Source organism: Novosphingobium sp. G106, from assembly GCF_019075875.1.
GTDB lineage: Bacteria > Pseudomonadota > Alphaproteobacteria > Sphingomonadales > Sphingomonadaceae > Novosphingobium.
In genome coordinates this window covers 4,924,576-4,936,824 of record NZ_JAHOOZ010000001.1, presented here as the reverse complement: position 1 = coordinate 4,936,824, position 12,249 = coordinate 4,924,576, and the positions used below count along the sequence as shown (strand labels likewise).

Below are 12,249 nucleotides of genomic sequence, written 5' to 3'. Positions count from 1 at the left end.
TTGCCCGGCCTTGCCGTGCTATCAGCCTCAGCGGAGGAGGAGCCCATGCCGAGCGATAGTCCATACCCGTTGCCCGTAACGATCGAGGCGCTGACGCCCGAATGGCTGCAGGCTGCGCTGCGGATCAAGTATCCCGGGATCACGCTGCACGGCGCCCGGCTGCTCGACATCAACCACGGCACCTGCACCAAGATCCGCTTCGAACTCGACCTCGACGAGGCGGGCAAGGCTGCGGGCATTCCCGAGCGGGTCATCCTCAAGGGCGGGTTCGAGGCGCACAGCCGGATGATGGCCTACATGCACGGCGAAGAGGTCCACGCCTATGCCGACGTCGCACCGCATTCGCCGCTGCGCTTTCCCAATTGCCATTTCGCCGCCTTTGACGAGGGCGTGGGCCAGGGCATCGTCATCATGGACGATCTCGTCGCGCGCGGTGTGACCTTCCTCCACCCGCAGCGGCCCGAGACGCCCGAGGCCGTGGCGCAGCGGCTGACGCTGCTCGCGCGCCACCACGCGATGACCTGGGAGTCGCCCGACATCCGTCCTGGCGGCCGCTTCGCCTGGGCGCCGCACATCGCCGACGCGACCTATTTCGGCACTGTGTTCAAACCCGAGATCTGGCAGGGTTACGTCAACAGCGCGCGCGGCGCGGCGGCATCGGTCTGCTTCCACGATCTCGACTGGATGATCGGGGCTATGGACAAGCTCAACGCGCTGTGCCGGACGCTGCCGACCATGCTGATCCACGGCGACACGCACCTCGGCAACCTCTACGTCGATACCGACGGCACGCCCGGCTTTTTCGACTCGCTGCCGCATCTGGCGCCGGCGATGTACGAGATTTCCTATCACATCACGGGCGCGCTCGATGTGCCGGTGCGGCGCGCGCACGAACGGCAACTGGTGGCGCATTACCGTGAGGAGTTGATCCGCAACGGGGTGACTCCACCGTCATTGGACGAGTTCATGCACCAGTTCGGCTGCTTCGTGGCGAACGGCTATGCGATCTTCCTGGTCAACGCCTCGGAGTTCCAGCCCGAAGCGATCAACACGGCCTATACCGCGCGGTTCTCCAGCGCGATGCTCGACCACGACACGATCGGGTTGCTGGAGAAACTGCCCTAGCGCGCCCGCGTGTTGCCGCCGTCGATCCGCAGCATCGCGCCGGTGGTGAAGTCCGAGCGCGGGCTGGCGAGGAAGGCGGCCGCCGCGGCGATCTCCTCCGCCCGGCCGAGCCTTGGCACCGGCTGCGCGCCATAGTCGCGCGTGTAGATGCGCTCGCGTTCGGCGAAGTCGTCAGGCCAGTCGTTCTGCGCGGCGAGCGTGTTGATCCAGCGCTCGGCCTGCGGGGTCAGCACGGTTGCCGGCACGATCGAGTTCACCGTGACCCCCTGTCCCGCCACCGCGCGCGACAGGTTGGCGCTGAGGTGGTCGAGCGCTGCCTTGGCCGCGCCGTAGTCGAGCAGACGGCCCGAAAGCTGGGTGCCGCCGACCGACGAGATATTGATGATCCGCCCCCAGCCGCGTGTCGCCATGCCCGGGATTACCCGCTTGGCGAGGCGGATCACCGAAGTCACGTTGAGGCTGAAGCTCAGCGCCCATTCGTCCGAGGTCACGTCAGTCCACGAGGGGTTGTCGCCGCGCACCGTGCCGCCGGCCGAATTCACCAGAATGTCGATGCCGCCCAGCGCCGCAAGCGCGGTGTCGGCGACACCGTCGGCCTCGGCATCATCGGTGATCGCACCGAGCGCGACCGCAGTCCGTACACCCCTCGCCTCGCATTCGCGCGCAACGGTTTCGGCCCGCATGCGATCGCGCCCGTGGACCACGACGTCGCAACCCTCGGCGGCCAGCTCGCGTGCGATCGCCGCGCCGATGCCCGAGCTGCTGCCGGTAACGAGCGCGCGCTTGCCCTTGAGTTGCAGGTCCATCGGTCAGCTCGCATTCGTGTTGGAGACGGCGGTTCGGTAGAGGCTGTCGGGCGATTCCCAGTCCAGCCGCACGCGGCGATGCGCGATCAGCCATTCGTCGCCTACCTTGCGGAAATCATCGAGGTAGTAGCCGGCGTGATCGGGGCCGATGTCGGTCCAGGCGACCCAATAGGTCCGCGCCTTGGCCGTATCGGGCCCGTTCAGGTCGATCTTGCAGGTCGAGAGATGGTGGCGGATGAAAGTTGCCTTGTGGACCTTCTCGGCATTCGGATCACGATCGAGCCAACGGTTCTGCCAAGCAAGGATCTCCGCCTTGCCGGCATAGCGGAAGGCCTTGTCCTCGGGCACGTATTCGCTCTCCATGATGCCGTCTTCGGTGAAGCAGGCGACATAGTCGTCGACCTTCAGCCGGTCTCCGCTCGTGTTGTACTTCGCCATCGTGTCGCGGATCGCCTCACGCGCGAGCAGTTCGTCGAGCGTCATGCGATCGTCCAGCCCGCATCGACGTTGACCGCCTGCCCGGTAATCGTCCGCGCCTGGTCCGACACCAGGAACAGCGCCATGTTGGCCACGTCCTCCGCGGTGGAGAAGGTCTTGAGCGGCACGCCACTGGCTTCCTCCGCGCGCACCTGTTCGAACGGCACGTTGCGTTCGGCGGCGATGCGGCGGTGATAGTTCTGCAGCAGCTCGGTGTCGATCGCACCGGGGACGAGGCAGTTGCAGCGGATGCCGTATTGCCCGACCTCCTTGGCGATCGTCTGGCTCAGGTTGATCAGCGCCGATTTGGCAGCCGAATAGTGCGTCTTGCGGACCATGCCGCGCTGCCCGGCACCCGACGAGAAGGTCAGGATCGCGCCCTGCTTGCGTTCGAGCATCGAGCGGTTGAGCACCTCGCGGCTGCAAAGCATCGCGGCCATGCAATCGACCTTGTAGGTGTCGAGGAAGTTGTCGACGGTCTGCTCCCAGATCCACTTGTCCTGGCCAGGCACCGCCGCGTTGCTCATCATCACGTCGACCTGGCCCCAGCGCTGCATCGCAACGTCGACCATCTGCGCGACGTCGGCCTCGTTGGTGACGTCGGCCTTGAGCGCCACGGCGGCGTCGCCGATCTCGTGCGCGACGTTCTCGACCAGTTCGGCCCGGCGGGCGGCGAGGACGAGCTTGGCCCCCCTCGGCCGCCAGCATCTTCGCCATGACCGGGCCCAGGCCCGTGCTGGCTCCGGTAACGATCGCAACCTTGCCTTCGAAGCGTTTCATATCGTGGCCACCTTGCGCATGAGTTCGTGGGATTCGTCGGAGCCGTTGAGCGTCCGGTTGGTGCGTTCGACGATCCGCCAGCCGCCTTCGGTCCGCTGCAGCGTCCAGTGGTTGATCGCAGCACGCCAGAGATACCAGCGCTCGCCCTCACGCAGCACGACAAAGGAATAGCCGACGGCCTGGGCATCGTCGCCATCGACGGTGATCTTGGGCGTCGCGGTCAGGTGCGAGCAGCCGGTATTCACCAGATCCATATGACCGGGCCAGCTATACATGCCGGCAACCTCGTCGGGCGCGACCAGCCGCTTGGTGCCGCCATCGGGAATGCCGAAGCTGTAGCCGCCGCCCTCGATCCAGAGCTCACCCGCGTCCTTGGCGGTCGCACTGTCGACCAACGGACCGTAGGAGTTGAGCAGATTGAGGATAGCGAGGTGATCCTCGGCAGCACGGAGGCGCGCTTCTAGGGCGGCTAGGCGATCTTCGGTGGTCATCTCAGCCCTTCTCGAACGGGCGGTTGGTGCTTTCCAGCGCCCCGCCCGAGCGCCGCTTGAGATCGAAGCCGATCGGGTCGACGCCCTCCTCCACGGGCACGCCGAAGGTCGCGACCGCCCAACCCAGCATCACGTAGTTGCCGACCGTGAAGACGAAATCCATCAGCTGCTGCTTGTTGAAATGGGCTGCGAGCGCATCATAGGCCTCGTCCGACATGCGCGAGGTCTCAATCAGCTCGTCGACCGCGCGCAGCACGGCGCGATCTTCGTCCTGGCCGTCCCAGACGGGCGACTGCCAGCCATCGCGGATCGCCTCGATCTCCTGCATCGTCAGGCCGGCGGTCAGGCCATAACCGACATGATAGTGCCATTCGTAGAGGCACTTCTGATGCCAGGCCGCGCGCAGCACGATCAGCTCGCGCGGGCGCACCGCGATCGTCGATGCGAGCAGCAGGTGGCGGCCGAAGGTGTGATAGGCGTTGGCCAGCGGCGGGTGGTTCGCCAGGACCATCGACATGTTGGTCTTGGAGCCGTTCTCCCAGGCGTCCGGTTCACCCCAGTAGGCGAAGACGTGGCGTGCTTCGTCGGTCCATTCCTCGCGCGGCAGATTGCCGATGCGCGTTTTCAACTCTCCAGACATGTCCTCTCCCGATTCTGCTGAACCATAGTTCAGTCGGCCTCGGGAGAGGTCAAGCGAGGATTGGGCGTGCCATCAGATCCAGCGGCGGCGGCGAGCGACAGAACCGTCACCGGCAACGGCGGGTTCACCACCAAACGCGCTACGCGCCGTGGCCTCGCCCTCGGCACGCGCGGCACGGATCTCCGCGTCATGGGCGCGGTGCTCGGCATCGACGGTAGCGATCTCCGCCCTGCGGCGGGCGCGCATCGCATCGAAGCTCCAGCGGATCGAATCCAGCGCGGTGAGGCTAAGCAGGCCGCCGGCAATCGCGATGTTCTTCAGGAAGTTCGCCGCCTGCATCGGATCGGCGACGTTGTTATGGAAGAACAGCGCGGCCAGCAGGCAGAAGCCGGCGAGCAGGACAGCGAAAAAGCGCGTCAACACGCCGAACACCAGCGCAAGGCCGGCGATCACTTCAAACAGGCCGGTGATCAAGGCCAGGCCGCCGGGCAGGCCGGCCGCACGGATCATGGCGTCAGTACCCGAGATGTCCATCAGCTTGTTCGCTCCGGAAACGAGGAACAGCAGCGCGAGCATCAGCCGGCCGACGAAGGCAAGCAGAGTAGTCATGGGCGCTCTCCCATTGGGCGCATTGGTCTGGGAGATTAGCGCCTCAGCGGGGCGATGGTTCCCTACGGGCGGGCGCGCGCAGGCCGGCGAGGGCGCTAGGCTGCGGCGAGTGTATCGTACCTAGCGGTCCGCAGTCTGCGCATCGCGGCTCCCAAGGCACCGATGCCGATGAGCATCAGCGCCCATGTTGTCGGCTCGGGCACCGGGTTGGGCAGGGTCACGTCCGACACAGTATAGCCTACGGACTGTGCATTAGGACCGTTCACCTCGAACATGACGTAGGCGTTAGGCGACTGCCAGACATAGCCGCAATTGGCATTTGGATCGAGAACCCTATCGGCTTCAGGAATGCTGTTACAGAGGTCCCCGCTGGCGGACTTGGACCAGTCGACATAGACGTCGTTTCCGATCACATTGATGTCGAGTGCGAAAGAAAGGCCCAAGGGCAGCGATTTGTAAGCAGGGCTAGTTAGGAAAAGATCCTGCTGGCAATGCCCACCGACAACCTCGCAGGTGCCCACGGTGTAGTCGTTGCCGTCCACATGCCAACCTTGGCCGAAATCCCACCAATAGTACATGAACCAGTTGCCGATGAAACCGCTGGCGTGGAATGTATCGGCTCCGGTCAATCCGGTCAGTGTGATCTTCTGGTAGTTAGTCTGCCCCGTGTTAGGACCCGTTAGGCTGACCAGCAGCGAAGTCGCGGCCGCCGGCTGCACCCAAAGCGCAACAAGAGCCGTCAGCAGGACGGAGAATCGCATGGTTAACTCCTTGTCTACCCTCAGAATTTCTCAACACGGGTAGCGAGTCCAGTTCTTAACGATCCAATATGGCGCCGTCAGGTCAGCGCCGCTCCTGGATTGCGCCGCCCGGCCTCGGCCAGCGTCGTGCGGTCGAGCACCGCAAGGAAAGCAGCCAACGCCTCGGCCAGCAGCGGGCTGGTGTTGCAATCGTGGCGGAGTTCGCAGCCCGCACAATCGGCCAGCTGAAGCCCGCGTTCGAGCGCACGGACAACCTTGCCGACCGAGATCTCCTCGGGTGGCCGCGCCAGTTCGACCCCGCCGGTGCGGCCGCGACGGCTCTTGACGAAGCCCTCGCGCACCAGTGCCTGCGCGACCTTGGCGACGTGGTGGTACGACAGCTTCTGCTCGGCGGCGAATTCGGGCAGCGCGATCGGCTCGCCCTCGCGCCGGGCGAGGACGATCAACAGGCGCAGGCCATAGTCGGTGTGCTGGGTGAGCTGCATGCAACCCTGCATGTGGGAAAAGCACTTGCGCGAATCAAGCAGATTTAATACCGGTATTTTTATTACCTGATTTAGGAGACCGACATGCGCACCGCTTCCGACCACGCCATCGCCATCGTCAAGGCCACTGCCCCCGCGCTCGAGCAGCACGGCGTCGCGATCACCACGGCCATGTACGCACGGCTGTTCCAGAACGAAGACGTGAAGGCGATGTTCGACCAGGCCGCACAGGCGAGCGGCGAGCAACCCAAGCGGCTGGCTGCGGCGATCCTCGCCTATGCCAAGAACATCGACAAGCTGGGCAATCTCGGCGCGGCGGTGCAGCGCATGGTCGCGCGCCATGTCGAGACGGGCGTCAAGGCCGAGCACTATCCACTGGTCGCCGAAGCCTTGCTCCCCGCGATCCGCGACGTGCTCGGCGCCGATGTCGCGACCGACGAGGTCCTGGCTGCCTGGGGCGAGGCCTACTGGATGCTGGCCGATATCCTCATCGCGGCCGAAGCCCAGGCCTATGAGGATGCTGCGGCGGCCTGATCCTCAGAGCCGCGGCAGCGTCACGCCCTGCTGGCCCATGTACTTGCCCGCGCGGTCGGCATAGCTGACCTCGCAAGGCTCGTTGCCCTGCAGGAACAGGAACTGGCAGGCGCCCTCGTTGGCGTAGATTTTCGCGGGCAGCGGCGTGGTGTTGGAGAATTCCAGCGTCACATGGCCTTCCCAGCCCGGCTCCAGCGGGGTCACGTTGACGATGATCCCGCAGCGCGCATAGGTCGACTTGCCCAGGCAGATCACCAGCACGTCGCGCGGGATGCGGAAGTATTCGACCGTGCGCGCCAGGGCGAAGCTGTTGGGCGGGATGATGCAGCAGTCGGTCTTGCGGTCGACTAGGCTCTTGCCGTCGAAATTCTTCGGATCGACCACCGAGCTGTCGATGTTGGTGAAGATCTTGAACTCGTCCGCCACGCGCGCGTCATAGCCATAGGAGGACAGTCCGTAGGAGATGCAGCCGTCGCGCCGCTGCGCCTCGACGAAAGGCTCTATCATCCCGTTTTCGAGCGCGTTTCGCCGGATCCATTTGTCGCTGAGAATCGCCATTTCCGCGTGATCGCGCATGGCGGCGGGACGGGCAAGCGAAAGGCCCCGGCTTGTCCACCGCGACGGGAAGTTTTCCAGCGTTGCCATGGCAATGCAATCGCACTAGCCAATGCCGCGCAACGCATGCAGGGGCCTTGATTTTGGACGAGAGTGCGACAGTTCCGGCGAAGCCGCCTGCGCGCCGGACGCTTCGGCTGAGCAAATCGATGATGCCCGTCTTCGCCGCTCTCACCGCAGCCTTGCTCGCGCTGGCGCTGGTGATCGGCCAGACCATCGCCGCCCAGCGCGATGCGCGCGACCTGGCCATGACCGAGGGCGATACCCTGCTCGGCCTCAACGACCTGATGCAGGCCATGCTCAATGCCGAAACCGGCCAGCGCGGCTATCTGCTGACGCTGAAGCCCGAATACCTCGCCCCCTATCTCAGCGCCAAGGAACGGCGTGACCGGGCGCTGGCCCGGCTTCGCGAGATCTCCGCGCGCTCGCCGGATGCCGCCGTCTCGGCGCAGCTTGCCGACATCGCGGCGATGACCGACACCAAGTTCGGCGAGCTCGACCGCTCGGTGGCGCTGACCAAGGCCGGCTACCGCGACCAGGCGCTGGCGTTGATCCAGGCCGACCTCGGCAAGATCCAGATGGACGCCATCCGCCGCGAAGTGGCCCGGCTGAGCCTCGACAAGGCCAACAGGCGGCGCGCAGCCTTCGCCCAGGCGGCAACACTGGAACGGCGCCTGCTGCCTTTGATCGGCATTCTCGGGCTCGCCATCCTGGCCCTGATATATGCCGGCCTCCGCACGGAGCGCGGCCGTTCGCTCGCCGAGGCCGAAGCCGAGCAGGCCGCCGCGCTGCGCGAGGCCAACCAGCAGATCGAGCTGCTGGTTCGCGAGCTCAACCACCGGGTCAAGAACCTGTTCTCGGTGATCCTCTCGATCGTCTCGCTTTCGGGTCGCAAGCAGGCCTCGAGCCGCGAGGTGGTTGACGACATCCGCGCCCGCATCCGCGCGCTGTCGCTCGCCCATTCGACCAGCCAGGGCGGCCACGGCATCGCCCGTGTCGAGCTCGCTCCGGTGATCGTCAAGACGATGGAACCCTATGCCGACGACGACGGCGCACGGGTCCGCGTCTCCGGCCCGCCGATCGACCTGCCCGCGCGCATGGTCACGCCGATAGGGCTGATCATCCATGAGCTTGCGACCAATGCGGTGAAATACGGTGCGCTGTCAGTGGAGGGCGGCACGGTCGCGATCGGCTGGGAGTTCGACGGGAGCGCGGACCTCACCATTCTCTCGCTGACCTGGACCGAAACCGGCGGCCCCGCGCTCGACCCGGCGAGCGCCGCCAAAGTGGGCTTCGGCTCGCAGATGACCACCCTGGCAGCCGGCCAGCTCGGCGGCACGATTGAGCGCGAGTGGCCTACCGAGGGCGCGATAGTTCGTTTGAAATTCCCCTTGCCTTGAAGCACTTGCACGACGAAAGGCTTGTCCCCACAGCCATGACCACCCACATTCACACCACCATGCCCGCAGCGAAGCACTTCTATCCGGTCGTTCTCGACCGCGTGCCCGCGCGCCTTGCCGCTTCCGGCCAGCCGCCCCGCCACGTGGATGCCGGCGCAGCAGCGGCCGGCGGTCCCGGCGAGCGGTTGCTCGGCAAGCGTATCCTCATCGTCGAGGACGAGGCGCTGCTCGCGCTTGAACTGCAGTTCGTCTTCGAGGACGAGGGCGCCGAAGTCGTGGGCCCCGCCCAGTCGCTGATGAAGGCGCTCGAAACTGCGACGCACGACAGCGAGATCGATCTTGCCCTGCTCGACGTCGACATCGCCGGCGAGAACGTGTTCCCCGTGGCCGAGCTGCTGCGCCGCCGCGGCGTGCCTTTTGCCTTCCACACGGGCCATGCCTCGCGCTCGGAACTCGGCGCGCTGTTTCCCGGGACGACGACTTTCATCAAGCCCGCGATGCCCGAAGCGCTGATCACGCACCTGCGCAAGATCGCGCGCTAACCGGTCGTCAGAGCGTCCAGTCGGCCGCGCTGCCCAGCTCGCCCTTGAGATCGGCCAAAGTCCCACCCTTCGCCACCAGCCGCCGCAAGGCCTTTCCACCCATGTCGATATAGGTCCGGTGCGCCACGGCGAGTACGACCATGTCGTACTTGCGGCCCAGCGCATCGGCGACCAGCGGGATGCCGTATTCGTGCAGCGCCTCGGCCGCATCGGCCTCGGGATCGTGGACGGTCACGCCGTGGCCCAGCCGGCCCAGGGTGCAGACGAGATCGGCAACCTTGGAATTGCGCAGGTCGGGGATGTTCTCCTTGAAGGTCAGCCCGAGCACCAGCACCGAACCGGGCTTGCCGCCGCGTGCCTCGTGCAGCTGCTTGCCGACCCAGGCCGCCATCGAATCGTTGATCCCGCGCCCCGCCAGGATCACGCGTGGGTCGAGCCCGAGCTGCTCGGCGCGGTGCGACAGGTAATAGGGATCAACGCCGATGCAGTGCCCGCCGACGAGGCCGGGGCCGAAGGGCAGGAAGTTCCACTTGGTCCGCGCCGCGGCCAGCACGTCCCAGACCGACAGGTCCATGCGGCTGAAGATCTGGGCGATCTCGTTCATGAAGGCGATGTTGATGTCGCGCTGGGCGTTCTCGATCACTTTCGCGGCTTCCGCGGCTTTGATCGACTTGGCGCGGAACACGCCGCCGCTGGTGATCGCGCCATAAAGCTCGGCGACGCGTTCGAGCACTTCGGGGGTCTGGCCCGAGACGACCTTGGTGATCTTGTCGATCGTGTGCTCGCGGTCGCCGGGATTGATCCGCTCGGGGCTGTAACCGAGGAAGAAGTCCTGCCCGCAGGCGAGGCCCGAGGCGGCTTCGAGGATCGGCGCGCAGACGTCCTCGGTGACGCCCGGATAGACCGTGCTCTCGAACACGACGACGGGCACGCGCCCCTCGGCCACGGCAGCGGGCAGCAGCGCGCCGACCGCGCGGGCGGCGCTTTCGACCATGCGCAGGTCTGGCCGGTTGGCGCCGTCGATCGGGGTGGGCACGGTGACGATGTAGAAGTCCGCGGGCGGGCAGCGGACCGGATCGGCGAGCAGCGCCAGCTCGGAAGCCTCGAGCCGCTCGCGGGTGATCTCGCCGGTGCGGTCGTGGCCGCCGGCCAGTTCCTCGATCCGGCGCCTGTCGATGTCGAGGCCGATCGTTTCGAACCGCCCGGCCAGCGCCACGGCCAGCGGCAGCCCGACATAGCCGAGCCCGACCACCGCGACGCGGGTGGTCTGCGCCTCGCTGAATTTCGCGGGCGTGGCGGTCGCGGTGTCGGCGGGGGAATACATGTAGGTCAAGGCGGGCCTCGCTGGTTGCGGGGTGAGCCTTAGCGGGAGCGGGTTATTTCGGGGTTAAGGGGGTGGCAAGCCACCTCGCCTATACTTGTCGCGACTAGGCCGTACGCGACGCCAGAAGGTCAGGCAAATAGGCTATCTGACTGTAGCACATCCGAAGGCTAGGGCTTATCTTTATAAAGACCTGCCCTGCCCGCAAGAAACATTTCGGTTGGATCGCTTCGCCGACCGGGCTTCATGATGGCCAAGCTCCACCGTTCTGAAATGACGGATCCCAAATCGCGAACCAGATCCGCATCTAATTTTTCAAACAGAGCCTCTGCCTGTCGAAATGGGATATTCAAGATATCCACTCCACTAAGAATCGGCCTTGCGGGTTCCGAAAATTCCATAGCCTCCAGATTACCGCCCGCGTTATAATAGCAAAAAATTCCAATATCGACAAAGTGGTCCGAAGGATAAGGGTCCTTTAAATCTTCCGGATATAAGATCCTATAGAACGTTTCAAATTCTCCGGGCAATTTACTCCTCACACTTTCTATATTCTCTCCAAATTCTATGTTCTCCACGCCCACCAGAGGGTGTATTCTATATATCATTCTAATACCCCTTTTTCTCGATATATTGAAGCATTTGAGCTATTGCATCATCATAGGCATCTCCATAATTATTTCTGATGTCTTTTATGTCCATTTCCACCGCCTCTCTGAACTTTCCTTGCTTTACGAGCGCACGCTGTCTCGCAAGGTAGTCTCTGGATCCGGGCATGGAGCTATGGCTTGCTGTTCTCTTGTGATGCTCGGTACGCATCGCAATCGTCGGCCCCTCGCCATACCGCAATCCGTTCACCGAATCGGGTGGTATATGATGCGGCTGATAACCCTTAGGCTTCGCCCGTCTTACCTTCCAATAAGGGCCTCCCAGCTGAACAATTTCGCGGGCGGCACCTCCGGAGACCTCCGAGGCGATCCTTCCCGGCAGTACAAACTTACCGAACTTTCCAGCCGCGCCAACGATCGGGACAGAGCTCGCGACGGTAAGCGCGTCGCCTAAGTCTCCTTCGCCGGAAAGAATGCTAATTGCACTTAACCCGGTGTCGACAGGCGGCAAGGCTGCGCGCGCGATCTTGACGATCTCTCGATCAGCAATGCGATCGCCTTCGGAAAGGCGTGCTCGGGCAGCATCAAGCCGCCGCTGCGTTTCTTCGAAAACCGCTTTCTCTAGCTCGCTGGCGTTAGGCCCGGCCTTCCGGCGGAGAGCGTCGAGATACTTCTGACGCCGTTTGAGATCGAAATGGCTGGCAATGGGCGCGGCAGGTTTCCAGGCAGCCTGTATAGCGGCATTGACAGCCTCGTTCGTCGCGTGGGCATTCTTTGAAGTTTCATCGCCGTCGGCGTCTGGCGTCTTCCCAACCCTTGCCCGTTCATTGCGACGAGTGTTCGGCCGAGTACTGGAATCCTCCCGTCTGCCTAGCGATCGTCGACCTGCAGGCGTCGGCCCGCCCCGTTTGCCATAGCTGACGGTAACCCCGGGCGGTGATGTGAAGCGCCCAATCTCGTCGTGATAGGGGGTTGAACTTGCGCTCATGGCGAGCAAGCCACTCGGCATTGGTCAGCCGTTCCCCGGTTCGGAGATAGTGGCCAAAGACTTCCTG

The 12,249-nt window shown here is 64.4% G+C and carries 16 protein-coding genes; 4 read left to right on the top strand and 12 right to left on the bottom strand.

Annotation, left to right across the window (positions count from 1 at the left end):
- Nucleotides 1-45: 45 nt before the first annotated feature.
- Entirely contained in the window at nucleotides 46-1,125 is a 1,080-nt protein-coding gene (locus KRR38_RS23870) for a phosphotransferase (RefSeq protein ID WP_217405952.1), read from the top strand.
- Here KRR38_RS23870 and KRR38_RS23865 read toward each other — a convergent pair.
- From KRR38_RS23865 to KRR38_RS23830, 8 genes are all read right to left on the bottom strand, one after another.
- On the bottom strand, nucleotides 1,122-1,931 hold the full coding sequence (locus tag KRR38_RS23865) for an SDR family NAD(P)-dependent oxidoreductase (RefSeq protein ID WP_217405951.1): 810 nt from the start codon (nucleotides 1,929-1,931) through the stop codon (nucleotides 1,122-1,124). The genes KRR38_RS23870 and KRR38_RS23865 overlap by 4 nt on opposite strands.
- A gap of 3 nt (nucleotides 1,932-1,934) precedes the next feature.
- A complete protein-coding gene (locus tag KRR38_RS23860; RefSeq protein WP_217405950.1) occupies nucleotides 1,935-2,414 on the bottom strand; it encodes a nuclear transport factor 2 family protein in 480 nt (159 codons plus the stop codon).
- A complete protein-coding gene (locus KRR38_RS23855; RefSeq protein WP_254514952.1) occupies nucleotides 2,411-3,166 on the bottom strand; it encodes an SDR family NAD(P)-dependent oxidoreductase in 756 nt (251 codons plus the stop codon). Before KRR38_RS23855 ends, KRR38_RS23860 begins: the two co-directional genes overlap by 4 nt.
- Before the next feature lie 18 nt (nucleotides 3,167-3,184).
- Complete coding sequence (locus tag KRR38_RS23850) at nucleotides 3,185-3,679, bottom strand: nuclear transport factor 2 family protein (protein WP_217405949.1); 495 nt, start codon at nucleotides 3,677-3,679, stop codon at nucleotides 3,185-3,187.
- Nucleotide 3,680: 1 nt separating this feature from the next.
- Nucleotides 3,681-4,319, bottom strand: coding sequence for a carboxymuconolactone decarboxylase family protein (locus KRR38_RS23845; protein ID WP_217405948.1), 639 nt, complete (start codon nucleotides 4,317-4,319; stop codon nucleotides 3,681-3,683).
- A 72-nt stretch (nucleotides 4,320-4,391) separates the two neighbouring features.
- Entirely contained in the window at nucleotides 4,392-4,928 is a 537-nt protein-coding gene (locus KRR38_RS23840; RefSeq protein ID WP_217405947.1) for a DoxX family protein, read from the bottom strand.
- A 95-nt stretch (nucleotides 4,929-5,023) separates the two neighbouring features.
- Nucleotides 5,024-5,689, bottom strand: a complete 666-nt coding sequence (locus tag KRR38_RS23835; protein WP_254514951.1) for a PEPxxWA-CTERM sorting domain-containing protein — start codon at nucleotides 5,687-5,689, stop codon at nucleotides 5,024-5,026.
- Between the two features lie 77 nt (nucleotides 5,690-5,766).
- On the bottom strand, nucleotides 5,767-6,174 hold the full coding sequence (locus KRR38_RS23830; RefSeq protein ID WP_217405946.1) for an Rrf2 family transcriptional regulator: 408 nt from the start codon (nucleotides 6,172-6,174) through the stop codon (nucleotides 5,767-5,769).
- Between the two features lie 84 nt (nucleotides 6,175-6,258).
- On the opposite strand from KRR38_RS23830, the gene KRR38_RS23825 reads away from it, so the two are divergent.
- Nucleotides 6,259-6,708, top strand: a complete 450-nt coding sequence (locus KRR38_RS23825; protein WP_217405945.1) for a globin domain-containing protein — start codon at nucleotides 6,259-6,261, stop codon at nucleotides 6,706-6,708.
- Between the two features lie 3 nt (nucleotides 6,709-6,711).
- Here KRR38_RS23825 and dcd read toward each other — a convergent pair whose 3' ends face one another.
- Nucleotides 6,712-7,266, bottom strand: coding sequence for a dCTP deaminase (gene dcd, locus KRR38_RS23820; RefSeq protein WP_217407435.1), 555 nt, complete (start codon nucleotides 7,264-7,266; stop codon nucleotides 6,712-6,714).
- A 209-nt stretch (nucleotides 7,267-7,475) separates the two neighbouring features.
- On the opposite strand from dcd, the gene KRR38_RS23815 reads away from it, so the two are divergent.
- Both KRR38_RS23815 and KRR38_RS23810 read left to right on the top strand, forming a co-directional pair.
- Complete coding sequence (locus KRR38_RS23815) at nucleotides 7,476-8,723, top strand: sensor histidine kinase (RefSeq protein WP_217405944.1); 1,248 nt, start codon at nucleotides 7,476-7,478, stop codon at nucleotides 8,721-8,723.
- Between the two features lie 35 nt (nucleotides 8,724-8,758).
- The gene (locus KRR38_RS23810; protein ID WP_217405943.1) at nucleotides 8,759-9,265 is read left to right on the top strand and encodes a response regulator; all 507 of its coding nucleotides are present in this window, start codon (nucleotides 8,759-8,761) and stop codon (nucleotides 9,263-9,265) included.
- A 7-nt stretch (nucleotides 9,266-9,272) separates the two neighbouring features.
- Here KRR38_RS23810 and KRR38_RS23805 read toward each other — a convergent pair whose 3' ends face one another.
- The 3 genes from KRR38_RS23805 to KRR38_RS23795 form a co-directional block, all read right to left on the bottom strand.
- Nucleotides 9,273-10,589 (bottom strand): nucleotide sugar dehydrogenase, encoded by a 1,317-nt coding sequence (locus tag KRR38_RS23805; protein ID WP_217407434.1) that lies wholly within the window; start codon nucleotides 10,587-10,589, stop codon nucleotides 9,273-9,275.
- A gap of 167 nt (nucleotides 10,590-10,756) precedes the next feature.
- A complete protein-coding gene (locus KRR38_RS23800) occupies nucleotides 10,757-11,170 on the bottom strand; it encodes a hypothetical protein (RefSeq protein ID WP_217405942.1) in 414 nt (137 codons plus the stop codon).
- A 25-nt stretch (nucleotides 11,171-11,195) separates the two neighbouring features.
- Complete coding sequence (locus tag KRR38_RS23795) at nucleotides 11,196-12,182, bottom strand: hypothetical protein (RefSeq protein ID WP_217405941.1); 987 nt, start codon at nucleotides 12,180-12,182, stop codon at nucleotides 11,196-11,198.
- Between the last annotated feature and the right edge of the window lie 67 nt (nucleotides 12,183-12,249).

What these genes read in the sequence shown, in the direction of transcription:
- KRR38_RS23865 (WP_217405951.1), bottom strand. Translation starts at nt 1,931, where the DNA reads ATGGACCTGCAACTCAAGGGCAAGCGCGCGCTCGTTACCGGCAGCAGC.
- KRR38_RS23850 (WP_217405949.1), bottom strand. Translation starts at nt 3,679, where the DNA reads ATGACCACCGAAGATCGCCTAGCCGCCCTAGAAGCGCGCCTCCGTGCT.
- KRR38_RS23810 (WP_217405943.1), top strand. Translation starts at nt 8,759, where the DNA reads ATGACCACCCACATTCACACCACCATGCCCGCAGCGAAGCACTTCTAT.
- KRR38_RS23860 (WP_217405950.1), bottom strand. Translation starts at nt 2,414, where the DNA reads ATGACGCTCGACGAACTGCTCGCGCGTGAGGCGATCCGCGACACGATG.
- KRR38_RS23830 (WP_217405946.1), bottom strand. Translation starts at nt 6,174, where the DNA reads ATGCAGCTCACCCAGCACACCGACTATGGCCTGCGCCTGTTGATCGTC.
- KRR38_RS23835 (WP_254514951.1), bottom strand. Translation starts at nt 5,689, where the DNA reads ATGCGATTCTCCGTCCTGCTGACGGCTCTTGTTGCGCTTTGGGTGCAG.
- KRR38_RS23840 (WP_217405947.1), bottom strand. Translation starts at nt 4,928, where the DNA reads ATGACTACTCTGCTTGCCTTCGTCGGCCGGCTGATGCTCGCGCTGCTG.
- KRR38_RS23870 (WP_217405952.1), top strand. Translation starts at nt 46, where the DNA reads ATGCCGAGCGATAGTCCATACCCGTTGCCCGTAACGATCGAGGCGCTG.
- dcd (WP_217407435.1), bottom strand. Translation starts at nt 7,266, where the DNA reads ATGGCGATTCTCAGCGACAAATGGATCCGGCGAAACGCGCTCGAAAAC.
- KRR38_RS23815 (WP_217405944.1), top strand. Translation starts at nt 7,476, where the DNA reads ATGCCCGTCTTCGCCGCTCTCACCGCAGCCTTGCTCGCGCTGGCGCTG.
- KRR38_RS23845 (WP_217405948.1), bottom strand. Translation starts at nt 4,319, where the DNA reads ATGTCTGGAGAGTTGAAAACGCGCATCGGCAATCTGCCGCGCGAGGAA.
- KRR38_RS23805 (WP_217407434.1), bottom strand. Translation starts at nt 10,589, where the DNA reads ATGTATTCCCCCGCCGACACCGCGACCGCCACGCCCGCGAAATTCAGC.
- KRR38_RS23795 (WP_217405941.1), bottom strand. Translation starts at nt 12,182, where the DNA reads ATGAGCGCAAGTTCAACCCCCTATCACGACGAGATTGGGCGCTTCACA.
- KRR38_RS23825 (WP_217405945.1), top strand. Translation starts at nt 6,259, where the DNA reads ATGCGCACCGCTTCCGACCACGCCATCGCCATCGTCAAGGCCACTGCC.